General features: G+C 50.0%; 20 protein-coding genes. 10 read left to right on the top strand and 10 right to left on the bottom strand.

What is annotated here, in order from left to right; translation table 11 throughout:
• Nucleotides 1-47: 47 nt before the first annotated feature.
• Both L0B52_RS06730 and L0B52_RS06725 read left to right on the top strand, forming a co-directional pair.
• Nucleotides 48-374, top strand: a complete 327-nt coding sequence (locus L0B52_RS06730; protein ID WP_235065472.1) for a proton-translocating transhydrogenase family protein — start codon at nt 48-50, stop codon at nt 372-374.
• The gene (locus tag L0B52_RS06725; RefSeq protein WP_235063964.1) at nt 371-1,744 is read left to right on the top strand and encodes an NAD(P)(+) transhydrogenase (Re/Si-specific) subunit beta; all 1,374 of its coding nucleotides are present in this window, start codon (nt 371-373) and stop codon (nt 1,742-1,744) included. The genes L0B52_RS06730 and L0B52_RS06725 overlap by 4 nt, the downstream gene beginning before the upstream one ends.
• On the opposite strand, the gene L0B52_RS06720 is transcribed toward L0B52_RS06725, so the two are convergent.
• The 7 genes from L0B52_RS06720 to mbhE are packed head-to-tail and all read right to left on the bottom strand — an operon-like array spanning nt 1,741 to nt 7,441.
• Nucleotides 1,741-2,124: a monovalent cation/H(+) antiporter subunit G gene (locus L0B52_RS06720; protein WP_235063963.1), complete on the bottom strand. Its 384-nt coding sequence runs from the start codon at nt 2,122-2,124 to the stop codon at nt 1,741-1,743. The genes L0B52_RS06725 and L0B52_RS06720 overlap by 4 nt on opposite strands.
• A complete protein-coding gene (locus L0B52_RS06715) occupies nt 2,124-2,387 on the bottom strand; it encodes a monovalent cation/H+ antiporter complex subunit F (protein ID WP_235063962.1) in 264 nt (87 codons plus the stop codon). The genes L0B52_RS06720 and L0B52_RS06715 overlap by 1 nt, the downstream gene beginning before the upstream one ends.
• A 16-nt stretch (nt 2,388-2,403) precedes the next feature.
• Nucleotides 2,404-2,769 (bottom strand): Na+/H+ antiporter subunit E, encoded by a 366-nt coding sequence (locus L0B52_RS06710; protein WP_235063961.1) that lies wholly within the window; start codon nt 2,767-2,769, stop codon nt 2,404-2,406.
• Entirely contained in the window at nt 2,769-4,232 is a 1,464-nt protein-coding gene (locus L0B52_RS06705; protein ID WP_235063960.1) for a complex I subunit 5 family protein, read from the bottom strand. The genes L0B52_RS06710 and L0B52_RS06705 overlap by 1 nt, the downstream gene beginning before the upstream one ends.
• Nucleotides 4,225-4,656, bottom strand: coding sequence for an NADH-quinone oxidoreductase subunit K (locus tag L0B52_RS06700; protein WP_235063959.1), 432 nt, complete (start codon nt 4,654-4,656; stop codon nt 4,225-4,227). The genes L0B52_RS06705 and L0B52_RS06700 overlap by 8 nt, the downstream gene beginning before the upstream one ends.
• Nucleotides 4,653-5,099, bottom strand: a complete 447-nt coding sequence (locus L0B52_RS06695; RefSeq protein WP_235063958.1) for an MnhB domain-containing protein — start codon at nt 5,097-5,099, stop codon at nt 4,653-4,655. The genes L0B52_RS06700 and L0B52_RS06695 overlap by 4 nt, the downstream gene beginning before the upstream one ends.
• Nucleotides 5,096-7,441 (bottom strand): hydrogen gas-evolving membrane-bound hydrogenase subunit E, encoded by a 2,346-nt coding sequence (mbhE, locus tag L0B52_RS06690; RefSeq protein WP_235063957.1) that lies wholly within the window; start codon nt 7,439-7,441, stop codon nt 5,096-5,098. The genes L0B52_RS06695 and mbhE overlap by 4 nt, the downstream gene beginning before the upstream one ends.
• A gap of 170 nt (nt 7,442-7,611) precedes the next feature.
• Here mbhE and dapD point away from each other — a divergent pair, with 170 nt between their 5' ends.
• From dapD to L0B52_RS06670, 4 genes are all read left to right on the top strand, one after another.
• A complete protein-coding gene (gene dapD / locus L0B52_RS06685; protein WP_235063956.1) occupies nt 7,612-8,436 on the top strand; it encodes a 2,3,4,5-tetrahydropyridine-2,6-dicarboxylate N-succinyltransferase in 825 nt (274 codons plus the stop codon).
• A gap of 123 nt (nt 8,437-8,559) precedes the next feature.
• A complete protein-coding gene (locus tag L0B52_RS06680; RefSeq protein ID WP_235063955.1) occupies nt 8,560-9,504 on the top strand; it encodes a zinc ABC transporter substrate-binding protein in 945 nt (314 codons plus the stop codon).
• Nucleotides 9,505-9,554: 50 nt separating this feature from the next.
• Nucleotides 9,555-10,214, top strand: a complete 660-nt coding sequence (locus L0B52_RS06675) for a fumarylacetoacetate hydrolase family protein (RefSeq protein ID WP_235063954.1) — start codon at nt 9,555-9,557, stop codon at nt 10,212-10,214.
• A gap of 86 nt (nt 10,215-10,300) precedes the next feature.
• Nucleotides 10,301-10,630 (top strand): zinc ribbon domain-containing protein YjdM, encoded by a 330-nt coding sequence (locus L0B52_RS06670; protein ID WP_235063953.1) that lies wholly within the window; start codon nt 10,301-10,303, stop codon nt 10,628-10,630.
• 10 nt (nt 10,631-10,640) lie between these two features.
• On the opposite strand, the gene L0B52_RS06665 is transcribed toward L0B52_RS06670, so the two are convergent.
• The gene (locus L0B52_RS06665; RefSeq protein ID WP_235063952.1) at nt 10,641-11,858 is read right to left on the bottom strand and encodes an aminoacetone oxidase family FAD-binding enzyme; all 1,218 of its coding nucleotides are present in this window, start codon (nt 11,856-11,858) and stop codon (nt 10,641-10,643) included.
• Nucleotides 11,819-13,399, bottom strand: coding sequence for a DUF945 family protein (locus L0B52_RS06660; protein ID WP_235063951.1), 1,581 nt, complete (start codon nt 13,397-13,399; stop codon nt 11,819-11,821). Before L0B52_RS06660 ends, L0B52_RS06665 begins: the two co-directional genes overlap by 40 nt.
• A 190-nt stretch (nt 13,400-13,589) precedes the next feature.
• Here L0B52_RS06660 and L0B52_RS06655 point away from each other — a divergent pair, with 190 nt between their 5' ends.
• The 4 genes from L0B52_RS06655 (at nt 13,590) to ptsP (ending at nt 16,940) form a co-directional block, all read left to right on the top strand.
• Nucleotides 13,590-14,054, top strand: coding sequence for an S-ribosylhomocysteine lyase (locus L0B52_RS06655; RefSeq protein ID WP_235063950.1), 465 nt, complete (start codon nt 13,590-13,592; stop codon nt 14,052-14,054).
• Nucleotides 14,051-14,749: a 5'-methylthioadenosine/adenosylhomocysteine nucleosidase gene (locus L0B52_RS06650; RefSeq protein WP_235063949.1), complete on the top strand. Its 699-nt coding sequence runs from the start codon at nt 14,051-14,053 to the stop codon at nt 14,747-14,749. Before L0B52_RS06655 ends, L0B52_RS06650 begins: the two co-directional genes overlap by 4 nt.
• A gap of 118 nt (nt 14,750-14,867) precedes the next feature.
• A complete protein-coding gene (locus L0B52_RS06645) occupies nt 14,868-15,128 on the top strand; it encodes an HPr family phosphocarrier protein (protein ID WP_235063948.1) in 261 nt (86 codons plus the stop codon).
• A gap of 93 nt (nt 15,129-15,221) precedes the next feature.
• Nucleotides 15,222-16,940, top strand: a complete 1,719-nt coding sequence (gene ptsP, locus L0B52_RS06640) for a phosphoenolpyruvate--protein phosphotransferase (protein ID WP_235063947.1) — start codon at nt 15,222-15,224, stop codon at nt 16,938-16,940.
• A gap of 72 nt (nt 16,941-17,012) precedes the next feature.
• Here the strand turns inward: ptsP and L0B52_RS06635 are convergent, their stop codons facing one another.
• Nucleotides 17,013-17,756, bottom strand: coding sequence for a copper resistance protein NlpE (locus L0B52_RS06635; RefSeq protein ID WP_235063946.1), 744 nt, complete (start codon nt 17,754-17,756; stop codon nt 17,013-17,015).
• Between the last annotated feature and the right edge of the window lie 133 nt (nt 17,757-17,889).

The following is a 17,889-nucleotide window of genomic DNA, read 5'->3' as shown; positions in this document are numbered from 1 at the left end:
CCGCACAGGCAGCTGCAGAAACCGCGCAACAGGCAGCGGTTAGCGGCATGCCTTTTGTCGGCATTTTCACGATTTTTATTTTAGCTATTTTTGTTGGTTATTATGTGGTTTGGGGCGTCACCCCAGCACTACATACGCCGTTGATGGCAGTCACCAATGCGCTATCAAGTATTGTGATCGTTGGTGCGATGCTACAAACGGTCGTCACCCATAGCGATGGCGCACCGCATAGTCTGACATGGACGAGTATCCTTGGGGCTTTTGCCGTATTTCTCGCGTCAATTAATATTTTCGGGGGCTTTGCGGTAACCGAACGCATGCTCAGTATGTTTAAAGGAAAAGATAAAAACTCAGCAAAGGGGCCTAAAGCATGATGGCAGAATACGCGAATTGGCTCTATTTAATCGGCGCCGTATTATTTATCCTCACCTTACGCGGCTTATCCGGGCCAAAAACAGCGGTACGCGGCAACCGCTTTGGCATGATCGGGATGGTTGTGGCTGTGATCACCACCTTTTTTGTCGCCGATGGCCCGATTCTGTGGTTGATACTTCCGGCGATGATTGCCGGCGCTGTGGTTGGTCTGTGGCGCGCACGCACCGTCGCGATGACGCAAATGCCGGAAACGGTGGCGCTGATGCACTCATTGGTCGGTTTGGCAGCGGTGGCGATCGCTTTAGCAACAGTGCTAAATAGCGACCATAGTCATGGCACAGTGGCGCGCATTGAGCTGTTCATCGGCTGCTTTATCGGTGCGATTACCTTCTCAGCTTCTGTGTTTGCGTTTGGCAAATTGGCCGCAAAAAATTGGGCGAAAACGCTCGCTGGACGCAAAATCAACGTCATTCAAGCGGCGTTATTTATCGCCATGTTAGTTTTCGGTATTCATTACTTCATCAGCGAAAGCCTGTTCTCGTTTATTGTGATGACTGTGCTCGCAGTCGCTTTTGGCTGGTTCTGGATTGCACCGATTGGTGGTGGCGATATGCCGGTGGTTGTGTCACTACTGAACTCATTCTCTGGCTGGGCGGCAGCTGGTATCGGCTTTACCCTTGGTAACAGTATGCTGATTATTGCCGGCTCACTGGTCGGCTCATCAGGGGCAATTCTCTCCTACATTATGTGTCGGGCGATGAACCGTTCGTTGCTCAATGTGTTATTTGGCGGGTTTGCCAGCGCGGGTGCGAGTGGTGCCAGCGATGATGGTGCCAATAAAACGTATAAAACCGGCTCTTCTGAAGATGCAGCGTTCTTGATGTCTAATTCCGATAGCGTGGTGATTGTGCCAGGTTATGGTATGGCGCAAGGTCGCGCGCAAAATGCGGTGAAAGAGCTGTATGAGGCGTTAACCGAACAAGGGGTTAATGTCCGTTTTGCGATTCACCCCGTTGCTGGACGGATGCCCGGACATATGAATGTACTGCTCGCTGAAGCCGATGTGCCGTATGAGGCGATTTTTGAGATGGATGAAATCAACTCCGATATGGCAGGTACCGATGTTGTGCTGATTATCGGCGCCAACGATGTGGTTAATCCAGCGGCAAAAGAAGACAGCAGTTCGCCAATTTACGGCATGCCCATTATCGAAGCGCGCAAAGCGCGGACTGTGATGGTGATTAAACGCTCGATGAATACCGGTTATGCAGGTCTCGACAACAGCTTGTTCTATATGGATAAAACGATGATGATCTTCGGCGATGCGAAGAAGATGGTTGAGAATATGATCGCCAATATCGAAAATTAACCTTTCGCTTTATCTGCTTCAGCGTCACTATCGTTGTTTTTACGGATAAAGCAACGATAGTGCACCACATCAGGATGTTCACGGTCATGAATTAACCCGCGCCCGGCCACGGCCGCGCGTGCGAGCACATGCGAGGCAATCGGCATCGTGCACAGCATGAAGGTGACAATCATCAACAGCCGTACGCTCCAGCCCCAATCATGCATCCATAAGCCAGCGCCCAAGGCGAGTAACATCACCGCAAGGGTGGTCGCCATCGTGGCGGCGTGCTGTTTTGAGAGCATATCCGGCAACAGCAGAACCCCAAAAGCCGCTACCACTAACACAATCACTCCGGATAGCAGCAGTACGGCACATAAAACCTGATAGATAAGCGCCATCAACCTTCCTCCCGATCTCGTCGTTCACGCCGCGCACTGCGCTCAAGCACACCAGCCCAGCCAACGGTGCCGATAAAGCCTACCAGCGCCAGACCAATCGCCACATCAATATATTCTGTACGCTGACTTTGTAGCGCGGCAATAATGCACAGCATGATGCTAGCGGTGAGCAAAATATCGAGTGCAATCACCCGATCAACGTCTAAAGGCCCTTTAAAAACCCGCCATATCGCGAGTATGACTGCGAGCAAAATGCCTGCCATAGCCACTATCCATATACTATTCATCAGTCTCTTCCTCAGCAAACAGCGCCCATAAAGAAGGGATAAATTTCCGCTGAATCGTGGCAATCACCTCATCTAAATCGCGGGCGTCTAACACATGCAGCAATAATTCGTGGTTATCCTGATCAATATCAATCGTCGTGGTGCCCGGTGTGAGGGTAATCATCGCGGCGAGCAACGACATGCCGATATCATCCATCGGCGAAACCTCTAAACGCACAAAGGCTGTTGGTGGATAATCGCGCTTAGGCCGCCAGTAGCGCAGGATAATCACCAGCGTTCCGACCCCTGAGGCGATCAGCACTTCAAAGAAGTTGATGATGAGTTGCACACTAGCCTTAAATCGATGGAGTCGTTGCATCAGGGCCCTCCTAAGCTGCGCGCGGCTTGTTCGCTAAATTGATAGAGCGTATTGGGGAATAAGCTGATCCACAAGGTAAGCAAACCAAGAATACTCGCGGTTATGAGCGCTGGATTCATGCGCGTTTCATGCGCTGTCCAGGGTTGGTCTTCGGCTGCTTGCGGATGGGCCTTACAAAAGGCCTCAAACCAGATTTTCATCATCGAATACATCGTCAGAATACTCACCACCACCGCAGCAATCGTCCACAGCATATAGCCACCGGCCACGGTTTCCTGCAAGATGAGTAGCTTTGCCCAAAATCCTGAAAATGGCGGAATGCCAACCAGTGACATCGCAGGAATAGCAAAGAGCACCGCAAGCAATGGTTTGGCGTTATACAACCCACCGATATTACGCAGATCATAACTACCGGCATAGACACAAATAATCCCGGCAACAAAAAACAGATTCGCTTTAACAATAATGTGGTGCACAGTATAAAACACCGCAGCGCTATTGCCGGCGACCCCACCAAGGGCGACCGCTAACAGGATATAACCAATTTGCGAGATGATGTGAAACGCCAGTATGCGTCGCATATCCCAATGATACGCGGCCCCTAGTACCCCAAAGACCATCGTCGCCACCGCAATACAGGCCAATGCGTCTTGTAAAACATCAATACTCGGCACAAAGACATCGCCTAAAGAACGCAGCAATCCATAAACCCCAACCTTGGTCAGCAACGCCGCAAATAACGCGAGTAGCGGTGAAGGCAAGGTATGGTAGGAAGCAGGTAGCCACGCAAAAACGGGAAACGCCCCGGCTTTGACCAAAAATGACACCGCGAGTAAGGTCAGCAACCATAAACGCGTCCCATCCGGCAATCCTACCATCGCCTCACGCAGCGCCATAAAATTCAGGTGCCCGGTAGCGCCATAGATCATCGCCACCGCAAACAGCATCAGCAATGTACCAAACAGGTTGAGCGCCATATATTTGAACGCCGCATCAAGGTGTGCACCGCGTCGGCCGATAGCGAGCAGGCCCAACGAACAAATGAGCATCACCTCAAACCACACATACCAGTTAAATAAATCGGCAGTGATAAACGCACCATTGACTCCAGCAATCAAGCCAAAGACCAGCGGCAAAACCAGTGGATGGTCATCGGAATACACCCGAGAGCGCATATAAATCAAGGTCACCAGCAGCATGATCGCGGTAATAATCAACATCGCGATACTCAAGCGATCAATACGGAACATAATCGCATAAGGCAGCGCCCAGCTACCAAAGCCATCAGACAGCGCATCGTGCTCGATGACGCCAAACAATAACCAGATTGCCAGAACCAACAGCCCGAGCGCGCCAACGAGCGAGAGGTTATGCTGCAAATGTTGTCGTTTACGCAGCAGTACAGCCACCGCGGCAAACATCAGCGGCAGCATAACGGGCAAAGCAACGGCATTATTAACCATGCTCACCACCTCTAGCAGACGATTCTTCGCGATAATGTTCAAAGTACGCTGGCGTTGGCTCGCTGCGATCAGCATAGCCTGGTTCAGCGCTACGCCAGCTATCAATATCATCGCTACCCAAGCGCCTGATCAGCTCAATCATCAGCACCACCGCAAAATACGTCAGCGCAAAACCAATCACGATTGCGGTTAAAATCAGCGCCTGTGGCAGCGCATTCGCTGCGGATTCGCTGAGTTGCGTGGTCCCTTCGGTAATAATCACTGGCTCTTGTGAGGTGACACGACCGGCGAGCAAAATCGCCAAGTTGACCGCGTTACCGGCGAGCATCAGCCCCACCACCACACGCAACGCCTCGCGAGAAAGCAGCAAATAAACCGAAGCAGCCATCACCGCCCAAAAGGCTAATAGAATCAGACCATTCATACGCCACCTCCGCGTCCACTGATACGCAGCAGCGCCAGCGCATAACCGCTTACCGCCCCCCAGACGCATAAATACACCCCGGTATCAAAAATCAACACCGTTGAGACGGCATAATCGGTAAAGACCAGCGGTATGGTTAACCAATAATGAGTTAAAAAGGCTTTGCCGAAGATCAACGCGGGAATGCCCGCTCCAGCAGCAAATAACACCCCTAAGGCCGCAGCATTTTGTGGATTCGACAATGGCAGACGTTGCTGGGCCGCACCGGGTGAAAACACAAGCGCCCATAACACCGTTGCTGATGAGGCGAGCAAGCCGCCAATAAAGCCCCCACCTGGCGCGTTATGGCCGCGCAATAACACAAAAATAGAGATCAAAAGCAACAGCCAGTAAAGCGGCCGGGCAATCGTTGCGAGCAGAACTAAATATTGTTGGGTTCTCATAAATGCTTACCCTGTTGCTTCATTTGCGCTAAACGCTTGCCCCGGCGTCGTAGCGATCGCAATAACGGCCACGCCGCCAATAGTGAGAGCAATAAGACGCTCGCTTCACCAAAGGTATCCATTGCGCGAAAATCAACCAAAATCACATTCACCACATTCAAACCATGCGCGCTGACATAGCTTTCTGCGGCAAAAAACTTCGTCAGGTCCGGATTAAACGGTATCGCTAGCATCAGCGCGATCGCGACCGTTAACAGTGTCGCGACAACCAGTGCAAGAATAATAATCCCGGTTTCGCGAACATCGCCTTTATGATGGCGATAAAACTGCGCATCACTACGTCTTAACATCAGCAAAATCGACACCAAGACAATCACCAAAATGGTCTCAACGACAAACTGAGTCAGCGCAACATCAACCGCACCGCTAAAGACAAACACCAGCGCCGAACCATAGCCCACAAGGCCTGAGGTGAGGATCAACACAATCGAGCGACGCGCACGCGTAGTCAAATAAGCGCCAGCGATCAATAAAATAACCGCCACCGATAAGCCAATCCCTGGAATAGGCCCAAGCGCTGCCCAATCTGGCCAGGCAATATCACGCACCACCAACCCGGCCCACAATAAAGCCGCGCCTAAGGTGGTGATCGTGAACATGATCAACCAGCTGGCATAAATTGACAGCGAACCATGTTGCACACGGCGGGTGATTTCTGCGGTGGTCGCAGGAATATTGCCCACCACACGATCATAAATATCCCCACCACCAAGCTTCGGCAGCTTGGCTAAAAAACGATCAAAACCACGATGCAAGATATCCCAGCCAAAGAAAACCGCCGCGCCGAGCAATAAGGTATAGGCAATCGTCGTTGCCGATGAGCGCACCAGCGCCACATCGAGATGTAAATCGACTGCGAGATTTTCTTGTCCTAAAATTGCTTGCGCCGCACTTTGCAGTACGCCCGAAGGGATTTGCGGGAAAATACCAAATAACAGGCCAAGTGCGGCGATGGTTAGCGGTGGAATAATCATCGCTTTGCTGACTTCATGCACATTAGGTGGAGTAATAATCACCCCAGGACGACGCCAGAAAATACGAATCGTTGCCACGCCGGCAACCGCCACTGCGATAATACTAAATACTGTATTCGCACCAATGGTTAGGGTAAGCGTTTGTTGGCCACTTTTTGCCGCAATCAGCACTTCTTTAGCAATGAAGCCAAAAGAGAGTGGCATACCGGCCATCGAAATCCCGGCGAGCGTCGCCGCAGTTGCGGTCCATGGCATCACCCGACGTAGACGCCCCAAGCAATCGATCACCCGCGTCCCTGTGCTGTGATCGACATTCCCGGCCACGAAAAACAGTGGTGCCTTATACATTGCATGCGCGAGCAAGAATGCCGCCACCCCAAGGGCTGCACGATCACCAGGCAAGCCAATTAACACCACTAGCGTACCCAAGGTAGCTACCGTTGACCAAGCCAAAATCCGCTTTAAATCACGCTCTTTGAGCGCCAATAAAATCCCCCAACCCGCAGTCATTGAGCCAATGGTTTGCAAGCTGATTTGCCAAAAAGACCAGTCGCTTAAGCTCACATCAAAGCGCGCGAGTAGATACACCCCGAGTTTGACCATCGTCGCCGAGTGAAGGTAGGCAGAAACTGGCGTCGGCGCTGCCATCGCATTCGGCAACCAGAATTGAAACGGGAATTGTGCACTTTTGGTAAATGCGCCGATCATAATCAGCGCCATCGCCCAAAGCAGTGCGCCGTTATTCAGGTATTGTGGCAACACAGCGGTAATTTCAGAAAGGCGTGTGGTGCCGGTGAGTTGCCCTAACCAAATTGCGCCCACCAATAAACACAAACCACCACTACCGGTCACCAGCATCGCTTGTTTGGCGCTATCGCGCGCGCCGGAATCAAAAAAGTTAAACCCGACCAGTAAAAAAGAGAGCACACTGGTGAGCTCCCAAAAAACAAAAAGTAGAATCAAATCATCGGCCAGCACACAGCCGACCATGGTTAAGGCAAAGGCGCACAACAAAATATATAAGCGGCGTAGCTGTGGATGGTCACTAAGATAACCGGCGGCATAGAGGAACACTGCACTACCCACACCAGTAATTAAAAAGAGCATCAGCAGGGCGAAGCCATCAACGCGAAACGCTAAATCAACGCCGATACCGCTAAACCACGACCACTGCCAGACATAAGGCGCGCTAAAATTCGCCCATGTCGCAAGTACAGCTAATAAGCCGAGCACAGGGAGCGCGCACCATAGTGCTTTTTCGATGTTCGTTAGCGGTGTGCCGTGCAAACGCGGATCAACCCCTGCCATAAGCCTCTCTTGTCATCTTTTTTATGTGAAATTGTTTTTTATCATAACATCGCACACGTATGCTGCGTACCTCTTCCCATTTGGATGGTAATAAATGATAGCCAGCCGACATTTTGCCGTTCGCCGGGCAATACGGCATAATGGATTGTTTTATTTGACCAGAAAATACTATGAGTTTACAACAGCAGATCGAAGCCGCCTTTGAACAGCGCAACGAAATCACTCCCAACAATGCTGATCCAGCACTGCGTCAAGCAGTCAACGACACTTTAAAACAGCTCGAATCCGGTGCACTGCGTGTAGCGGAACCCACTGACAACGGCTGGCAGGTCAATGAATGGGCGAAAAAAGCGGTACTGTTATCGTTTCGTTTGAACGATAACCAGTCGATTGACCATGGTTATACACGTTATTTTGATAAAGTCGCCAGCCGATTTGGCGAGCATAGCGAAGAAGACTTCCGTCGTGAAGGCGTGCGTGTTGTACCACCAGCGGTGGCGCGTGCCGGCAGTTATATTGGCAAAGATGTGGTGTTAATGCCTTCTTATGTCAATATTGGCGCCTATGTTGGCGATGGGACAATGGTTGATACCTGGGCTACCGTCGGCTCTTGCGCGCAAATCGGTAAAGGCGTACACCTTTCAGGCGGTGTCGGTATTGGTGGCGTCCTAGAGCCACTACAAGCCGCACCAACCATTATTGAAGATGGTTGCTTTATCGGTGCACGCTCTGAGATTGTTGAAGGGGTGATCGTTGAACAAGGTGCGGTCATTTCTATGGGTGTGTACATCGGACAAAGCACGAAAATTTATAACCGCGAAACCGGTGAAATCACTCGTGGTCGCATCCCGGCAGGTGCTGTGGTTGTACCAGGTAGTTTACCGGCAAAAGACGGTTCACACAGCCTGTATTGCGCAGTGATCATCAAACAAGTGGACGCACAAACGCGTGCAAAAACGAGCATTAATGAATTGTTGCGCGGCGCAGACAGCTAAACAGCAACCCAATCCATAACGCACTGATGAACAGTCAACAGCGTTATGATTTTATTAAGCACGCAAGCCTTGCCATGATACCTACTTGCAAGGCTTGTTTTACCGACTAACCGACAGAACCTTATGACAAAGCGTTTTCTACTGATAGTACTGGCTGCCTTATCAACAGCCGCTTTAGCCACCCCAAACGTGGTCACTACGATTAAGCCCCTACATTCCTTGGTCTCTCACATCACAGATGGCGTAACAGAACCCACCTTATTGATAGAACAAGGCTCACCACATGGCTACCAACTTAAACCGAGCGACACACAAGCGCTCTCAGCCGCACAAGTGGTGGTTTATGTTGACGACGCTTTAGAGGTTTTTTTACCCGACGTGTTAGCAAAGACTGCAGGTGAACAACAGGTGATTCGCTGGTCACAGTTACCCGATGTCACCCTACTCGATGCTCGTGAAGGTGGATTGTGGCCCGAGCATCACCACGATGATCATGCCGAAGGGGACCACCACGATGACCATACAGAAGCAGATCATCAACACGGCGAACACGATCTCCATGTATGGTTAGATATCGCTAATGCACAAGCGCTGGTTAAAGCACTCACGCAAACCCTGAGCAAGCTAGACCCTGAGCACAGCGCCCAGTATCAAGCAAACCTTGAGCAAACGCTCAACGAGTTAACAGCGCTTGACGGGTCGATCAAACAACGTTTGATGCCAGTCAAAGATCAGCCGTTTATGGTCTTTCATGACGCCTATCAATATCTTGAACACGCCTATGACTTACGCGCAATTGGTGCAGTGCGTGTATCACCAGAACACGAGCCCGGTGCAAAACGTGTTGGTGAGATTCGTCAACTGTTAAGCAAGCAGCAGGCGGTGTGTTTATTTAGCGAGCCACAATTCCCGGCCAAATTGACCAAAAAATTATTAAGTGGTACGGACGTACGCGAGGGTATTCTCGACCCGATTGGTGCAGACTTGCCTTCAGGAAAAGACCTTTACCCCAAGCTGATGGACAATCTCGCACAACAATTAGCATCGTGTTTGGCTGCGCCTCTATAGGGCTCTTGGCTAGCTAGAGTTTTTATCAAATAAACGGCAGCGGAGGAACAATGGGCAAATTATTTTTTAGTGATGGTCGCGAGCTCGCCTTAAACAGCATTTTTTGCATTGGGCGGAACTACGCTGAACACATCGAAGAATTGGGCAATGAGCGCCCGGATGCGCCGGTTGTTTTTGATAAACCAGCCGCTGCACTATTACACGATGGCGGCACAATCACCTTGCCCAAAGGCAGCGAAGATGTACATTATGAAACCGAAGTGGTGGTTGCCTTGGCGAGCGGTGGGCGTGATTTATCGCAGGAAGAAGCGCGCCAAGCGATTGCTGGCTATGCCGTTGGTCTGGATTTGACTGCCCGCGACTGGCAAAGCGTGGCAAAAGCAAAAGGATTGCCTTGGACATTATGCAAAGGCTTTGACGGCGCGGCTTGTGTGTCCACCTTTTTACCCGTTGATGAATGCCCTGAACCGCAAGCGCTAAGCTTTTCTATGTGGCAGAACGGTGAGCTACGCCAGCAAGGCGAGACGAAGATGATGCTCTTTCCTATCGCTGAACTGATCGCCTACATTAGTGAATATTGCACGCTATCAGCAGGAGACATCATCTACACCGGCACACCGGTAGGCGTTGGCCCGTTGGCTGCGGGCGATCACTTACGCCTAAACCTGCTCGATAAAATCAGCGCTACTTTTGAGGTTTCTGCCAGCTAATCTGGCTTTTAGGGGTAGATATCGTGCAATTTTGCGCGAAAAAGCTATAATCACCACCAATCATGAATAATCTTGAGGTAAGGAAAATGAGCGAATTAGTATGTCCAAAATGTCAGTGCGATTATTGCTACGACGATGGGATGAATTTTGTGTGCCCAGAATGTGCGTTTGAATGGAATTCACAAACTGAGTTAGACAGTGGCACAAAAGTGCTCGATGCTAACGGCACCGAGCTCAGCGATGGCGATACCGTCACCCTGATTAAAGCGCTTAAACTCAAAGGCAGTTCACAGTCCCTCAAACAAGGTACAAAAGTGAAGAATATCCGCCTGGTACCAGATGGCGATCACAACATCGACTGCAAAATTGACGGCAGCGCAATGATGTTGAAATCCGAATTCGTCAAGAAATCTTAAGCGCTCTTTTCTAAGTACTTTTACCTAGGGCTTGGGCACAGCACCAAGCAGACGACCAAGCCCACTGAAAATTATACCCCCCAAGCCAACCGGTCACATCGACCGCCTCACCAATCGCATAAAGCCCGGGGACAGATTTAACGGCAAAACTGCGTGGGTCGAGCTCGCGCGTATCAATCCCACCAGTACATACTTCAGCTTTACGCATTCCTTCGCTGCCACTTGGCAAAAATGGCCACGCATGCAAGCGAGCGTCGTATTCAGCAAGTGCGCGATTGCCAACATGCTGCAATGGTTGTTCACTCATTTCTTGGCCAAGATAATTCGCTAACGCATTGGGCAGGTGCGCACGCAGCACTTGAGCAATCGTTTGCTGCGGTTGACGGGCTTTCGCCGCCTGTAAAATCTCGCGCTGACTGGGTAAAAAATCAACCGTAATCGTCTGTCCTTTACGCCAATATGACGATATTTGCAGCACCGCCGGCCCACTTAACCCACGATGGGTAAACAGCAGTTGTTCACGAAAATGTGGCGCGCCACCACAATGAATAACCACTTCCGTACTCACACCACTAAGCTCGGTGAGTGGTTCTGACAACGTTAATGGTACGAGCGCTGGACGAAAAGGGATATTACGCAAGGCGAATTGTTTGGCCAATCTAGAGGCTAAATCACTGCCGCCCAATTTCGCAAATGAAGGCCCACCGCAGGCAATCACCACCTGATCAGCCATCAGTTCACTGTGTGACGTGGTGATGCGAAAACCAATGCTAAGCTGTTCAAGGGTTGCTAGCGGTGCTTGGTCATAAAACACCACACCATGCACGTCCATCGCATCGCGTAACGCAGCGATCACTCCGCGGCTACGTTGATCACAAAAGAGTTGCCCCAGCGTTTTTTCATGATAGCTAAGCCCAGCGGCATCAAACCACGCCAAAGCATCCCATTGTGTGTAACGCGCTAACGCGGAGCGGCAAAAATTCGGATTATCGGAGAGATAAGCACTCGGATCAATATACAGGTTACTGAGGTTGCAGCGCCCGCCGCCAGAAACGCGAATTTTTGCGCCAATATCACTGTTTTGCTCAATCACTGCCACGCGCAAACCACGCGCCGCCGCGTGAATCGCACAAAAACTCCCCGCGGCACCACCACCAATAATGACAACATCAAAGCATTGTTGGTTCATCAGCGTGCAGAGATCGGCTGTTCCTCGCCGTTTAGCCACGGCTTACCGTCTTCGATCCTGCCATCAAGTCGGTACTCGCCATCTTGCAACACAAACGGCAGCGGTAAGCGCTCTATACTGTTATCTAAGCGCGACAGGGTCGAGACAATCGCTTCACTGATACGAATGCTGCCATAGCTGCCATCCATCAGCTTGAGTCTGTCGTGTTGTTCACGCTCACTCAGCTCGCCAACATCAGCATTTAACAAAGCCATCTCTTCTTGACTTTCTACATGCTCTAGCACTTCACCAGCGAGCAATACATGGTTTGTTTGATTAAGCAGCTTAATCGATCCACTAACGCTCAACTCTTCGTTGATGATATTTTCTTCTAAAACAGGTTGCAGGTTTTCAGCCCATACTCGATCCCACTGCTCGTTACGTTCCTCATCATCAAGCGCTACCTTGCTATAATCGAGCATCTCGTTAATCGCCTCATAAAACGCGACCACGGTCTTCTGATTAAGCCCAGATAAGGTAATCGAAGCATTAATATCGTTAGGCACCAGCCCCGCATACATCGCAATCATCGGCGCTATTACCTCAATCTCGTTCATGTTCAGCTCATAAGACAGGCGATAAAGCCCTTCTTGCTCGTTGTCTTCATATAAGCGCAGATACGAGCGATAGCTATTGGTGCTCAGTTCCACCATCGGCGGTATGGTTCCGACCACAAACCGATTAACACTTGCCTCAATACCGGCAAAATGCGGCGTTTCATCGATGAGGATTTTTGGCAGATTAAGCACATAATCCTGATAGCTTGCCTTCATCGTCACCGACACATTATCACCATAAGAAGGACGGAAGGTATTCTCGGTCAGGGTCAAACGATAGCCAATCTCTGGGGAAGATACCCGAATACCCGTTTCAGGATGGATGCGAACGTTCAACGTAAACGGTGAGATGTGGAACCCACTTAAACCATCACGAAAAGTGAATTCAGAAAACGCTAACACTCCATCGCTTTCCCAAGGAAATGAGTCAGCCGGACCGGAAAGTGACCAGTTAATCCCATCATGAACCAGCAGCGTTTTGTATCGATCCTCAAAATCATCTTCAAGTAAAACACTATCCGGCAGGATTCTTCCACCGAATGTCTCTTCAGCAATTGCACGGTAGCCTTCATTATCTGTTAAAGGCGGATAATCCTGGCCAACGCGTAGTGTGTTACCCAAAGACAACGCAACATCAACCGGTGGCATATCAGCAAAGGCCTCATCATCAACACGCAAAGTGCCGCGTATCCAATCGCTTCCACTACGGGTAAACGGGGCATGCACGGTATCGATGCGAACCACCACCGGTTTATCGCTATCGTCTTCGGTTGAGGTCATGCGCACCTCAGCTTGAGAGCGGAAAAAACCGCGCTGATAGTCGCTAACCTCTATGATGACCGGTAAGTTTCTTTCATCAAGAAACACCTGCACACGCGTGACTTGCTCATTGATAAATGCTTCTGTTTTATGCCCGGCCCAGAAAGGCAGCAGCATCAAAATCACTGTGATGACTAACAACGCCAGTAAAATAATTTTTTTCATAAATCCCCATCGGTCAACCGTTGCGCAGATTATGACAGAAAATCAGCCAATAATATGGGCTTATTTACCCATGATTAACTAATGATTGATATCAGCTGTTAAAGAGATGCTCATTCCGCAACATGGTGATAGCTGCGTTTTTTCGTTATAGTGCCACACATTATTGAACTGGAACTTAAGGAAAACGCTGATGAATAAAACAATGAATGTCGAAAGTTTTAACCTTGATCATACAAAAGTCAAAGCCCCTTATCTGCGCCTCGCAGATAAAAAACAGGGTGAGCACGGCGATGTGATCTATAAATACGATTTGCGCGTCAAACAACCGAACCAGGCGCATATGGAGATGCCTGCGCTACATTCCTTAGAGCATTTACTCGCCGAACTCGCGCGCAATCATAGCGAGCATGTGCTCGATATTGGCCCAATGGGCTGTCAGACCGGGTTCTACATTTCATTGATCAACGAACCAGAATATCAAAGCGCTTTAGATCTGATTGAAGCCACATTAAAAGACGTGCTTGAGGCAGATAAAGTGCCAGCGTGTAATGAAGTGCAGTGTGGCTGGGCGGCCAGTCACAGCTTAGAAGGCGCTAAAGCGCTTGCCCAAGAGCTGCTAGATCAGCGTGCGGCATGGACGGAAATATTTGCATGAGTGCACAACCGATTGCGATTATCGGCGCCATGGAGCAGGAAGTGGCGCTGCTCGCTGCCGAACTCAAAAAAGCCAAACAAGAAACGATTGCTGGCATCACCATACACAGCGGTAAGCTGAATGACGTTTCCGTGGTCATCATGCAGTGCGGGATTGGTAAAGTGAACGCCGCAATCGGCACCACCATCCTCATTGAGCGCTACCAGCCAAAAGCGATTATCAATACCGGTTCAGCCGGCGGTATTCAACCGCAGCTTCAGGTTGGCGATGTCGTGGTCGCTAAGCAAACCTTACATCATGATGTTGATGTGCAGGCCTTTGGCTACGCACCAGGGCAAATGGCGCAAATGCCTGAAACTTATACCAGCGACGCGTCGCTGAATCAAAAAGCCTCTATTGCTGCGGGCGTGTTTTCCAGCATTGTCCACCAAGGCACAATCGCCAGCGGCGATCAATTTATTCATGGCGGTGAGGCCTTAGCGCGCATCAAAGAGACCTTTCCTGATGTACTTGCCATCGACATGGAAGCCGCAGCGATTGCGCAAACCTGCTATCGCTATGATGTCCCCTTTAGCGTCATCCGCGCGATTTCAGATAACGCTAGTGAAGAGGCCTCGCAATCCTTTGAGGTCTTTTTAGAACACGCCGCCAAGCAGTCAGCGAAAATGGTTGCCGCAATCGCCCTGACGGCGTAAAACCGCGGCCGCTCATTGAGCTGAATTAAGAAAAAATGGTATTTTAGACCTATCTATACGAAAATAAAGTGTGCAATAAACCGCCACCCTTTTTATAGGAGATTTATAGGAGATTTTTATGCAAGAACAACAGCTGACCTTAAAAAATGCCTCAGGACTCCACGCGCGTCCCGCGAGAAATTTTGTCCGTCAGGCCAAGAATTTTGCGAGCAGTGTCGAAGTGATTAAAGCTGGCAACAGCTATAACGGCAAATCGCTGATGAAATTACTCCAAGCTGGCCTAAGCCAAGGCGATAGCTTAATCTTACAAGTTTCAGGTGAAGACGAGAACGAAGCGCTTACCGCCTTAGTTGCGTTTATCGAAAACCTCGACGAGTAAGGGTCAAGCCACATTTTTAGACTTCAATTGAATCATTGCTTTTACCAGGAGCAATCCAGAGAAATTACCCAGACCAACGATTAAGGAGTTCGCATGCAAACGCATCAAGGTCTAGCCGCATCGCCCGGCATTGCCAGCGGTTCACTGTGGTTTTTCCGCCCGACACAGCCTGATATAGACACTCAGCCGATTGCTAAAGAACAGGCCGCTGACGAGCAGCAGCGCTTTCATGCTGCGCGGGAAAAAGTTGATGCGTATTTAGCACAAGTATTTGCGCGAGTGCTTGCCGAACAAGGCGAAGAAGAGGCGGAAATTTTTGCTAGCCACCGCGAACTCCTCGATGATGAAGAATTGATTGGCGATATTGAAGCGTTGATTGCTGATGACTGCGTCAGTGCAACTGCAGCAGTCAAGCAATACCTTGATGAGGCCGCAGAGACCATGCGTGCCCTCGATGACCCTTATTTGCGTGAACGCGCTGCCGAATTTCTTGATATTCAAAACAACCTGTTGCTGGCACTCAACGATCTACCGTTTGCTTCGCTTGTCGATGTGCCTAATGACAGCATCATCGTTGCCGAGGACTTAAGCCCTAGCCAAACCGCACAGCTTGATATCAATCATGTTCGTGGTTTTGTTTTAGAAAAAGGCGGCCTAACCAGTCATGTGGCGATTTTAGCGCGCAACATCGGCCTGCCTGCGGTGATGGGGGTCAAACAGGTGATGGAAAGCGCCCAAGATGGCGACAGGGCGCTGATTGATGGCGCCACCGGAACGTATATCGTCGCCCCTGATGCCGGGACCAGCAAATACTATCAAGCGTTGGCCGATGAACAACACCGCCGAGAAGCGCAATATGCCAAACTCTACGGCAAACCGGCCATCACTACCGATGGCAAACACTTTGCGCTATTCTCTAACATCGGCTCCGATGCCAACCTGCATTTAGTTGAGGACAACGGCAGCGAAGGGATTGGCCTGTTTCGTAGCGAATTCTTGTTTATGGAAGCCGCCAGCGCCCCCGATGAAGAAGCACAATACCAAGTCTATCGCAAAGCCATCGAACACTTAGACGGCCAACCGGTTATTCTGCGCTTACTTGATATTGGTGGTGATAAACCACTGTCTTATATGGACTTTCAGGATGAGGATAATCCGTTCCTCGGTTGGCGCGGCGTCCGTCTTTATGCGGATAACCGCGAGATTTTCCACAGTCAGATTCGTGCCGCACTACGCGCAGGTGTGCATGGCAACTTACGTATCATGATCCCGATGGTCGATAATGTAGGTGAAATTCATTTTGTTAAACAAGCGATTGCTGAGCAGCGTAGCGCCCTCGAAAAAGCAGGCGTTGCTGTGGCACAAGCGCTGCCTGTAGGTATTATGGTAGAAACGCCAGCCGCAGCACTGATTGCCAAACAACTGGCGCGTCACGCTGATTTCTTCAGCATCGGCACCAATGATCTGACCCAATATACGCTGGCCGTCGACCGCGGCAATACCCGCATTGCTTCACTTTACGACAGCTTACATCCAGCCGTATTGCGTTTGATGGATGAGACATGTCGCGCTGGACAGGCGGCAGGCATTGAGGTTGGGGTGTGTGGTGAAATGGGCGGACAGCTTGAAGCCACGCCGCTATTAGTCGGCATGGGTTTGGATGAATTATCGATTTCGGGCTTAGGATTGCCTGCAGTGAAATACGCCATCAACCAGTTGTCTTATAAAGAATGCCGCGCGCTACTCGATCAAGCACTCGAATGTGAGGACAGCGCGGCAGTGCGCGCACTCGTCGAACCGTTTATCAACTAGCGCACAGCTGTTCACATCAAAATAAAACTCAGCTATAACGCGGCAATACCGCGCTATAGCTGGTGGTTTGGATTATTGTGCTAATTTTAGACGATAGTTACCTTGTAACATACCTTCAATAGCTGCGACATTTTCTTCAGTAATCAGGAATGCTTCACTATCTTTTTGATAAAGGTAGCGCTTCTCGCCAGCGTCTTTACTGTTGGTTAAGGTGATCACAGCGCCATCTTGGGCGTATTGCCCTTGACTCGTAAACGTACCTTCTTCACCTTGACCCTGATAGATCTCTTCTAAAGCGTAGCTGCCATCAGCATTGAGTGTTAGCGTATATTCAATACCGCTACAGCTTGCACACGGTAACACCCCTTGATAAACCTGATTGCCTTGTTGAGCCGCATTTTGTGCCAGGGTGGTCAGCGCACTGGCCTCTTCTGCCGCAGTAATCGAAAGATCCATACTAAAGGCTTGCGGGTTAGTGTATTTACGCGCATCGTTACGCGTTAGGCCAACGCGCAGCTCATATTGTCCTGATTCTGGCAAGATAAATGGCTGGTCGTCACTAAGCGCTTTTGAAACAGGGCGGTATAAAAAAGCTTGTGTACGATTCCCTTCAGCAAACGATACGTTCAATTGCTGGCCTTCTTTAGCGCGAAATGTGTAGGTGCAAATTTCATCACCGGCAACCTCGCCTTGCAACTGCGTACTGCTCATGCCTTTAGCAAATTGTACTTCACCACCACACTGCGCCGCTTGTGCGATCGATCCCACGCTCAAACCTGCAGCGGCAAGTAATAAACCATAGTGTGTTTTAAACATTATTTTCTCCTTAAGTTAACGTTAGGTGCAGCATAGCGTAGGAAAAGACCGCGAATAATTAACGCTTAGTGAGCTAAATGAGAATTAACTCTCTTATTTTTCGCCCATTTATTTAATGACGTAACATGAATAA

The sequence above is a fragment of the Suttonella sp. R2A3 genome (genome assembly GCF_021513215.1).
Lineage (GTDB): Bacteria > Pseudomonadota > Gammaproteobacteria > Cardiobacteriales > Cardiobacteriaceae > JAHUUI01.
Note: the sequence above shows the minus strand (reverse complement) of the source record. Positions and strands in the feature narration are given on the sequence as shown.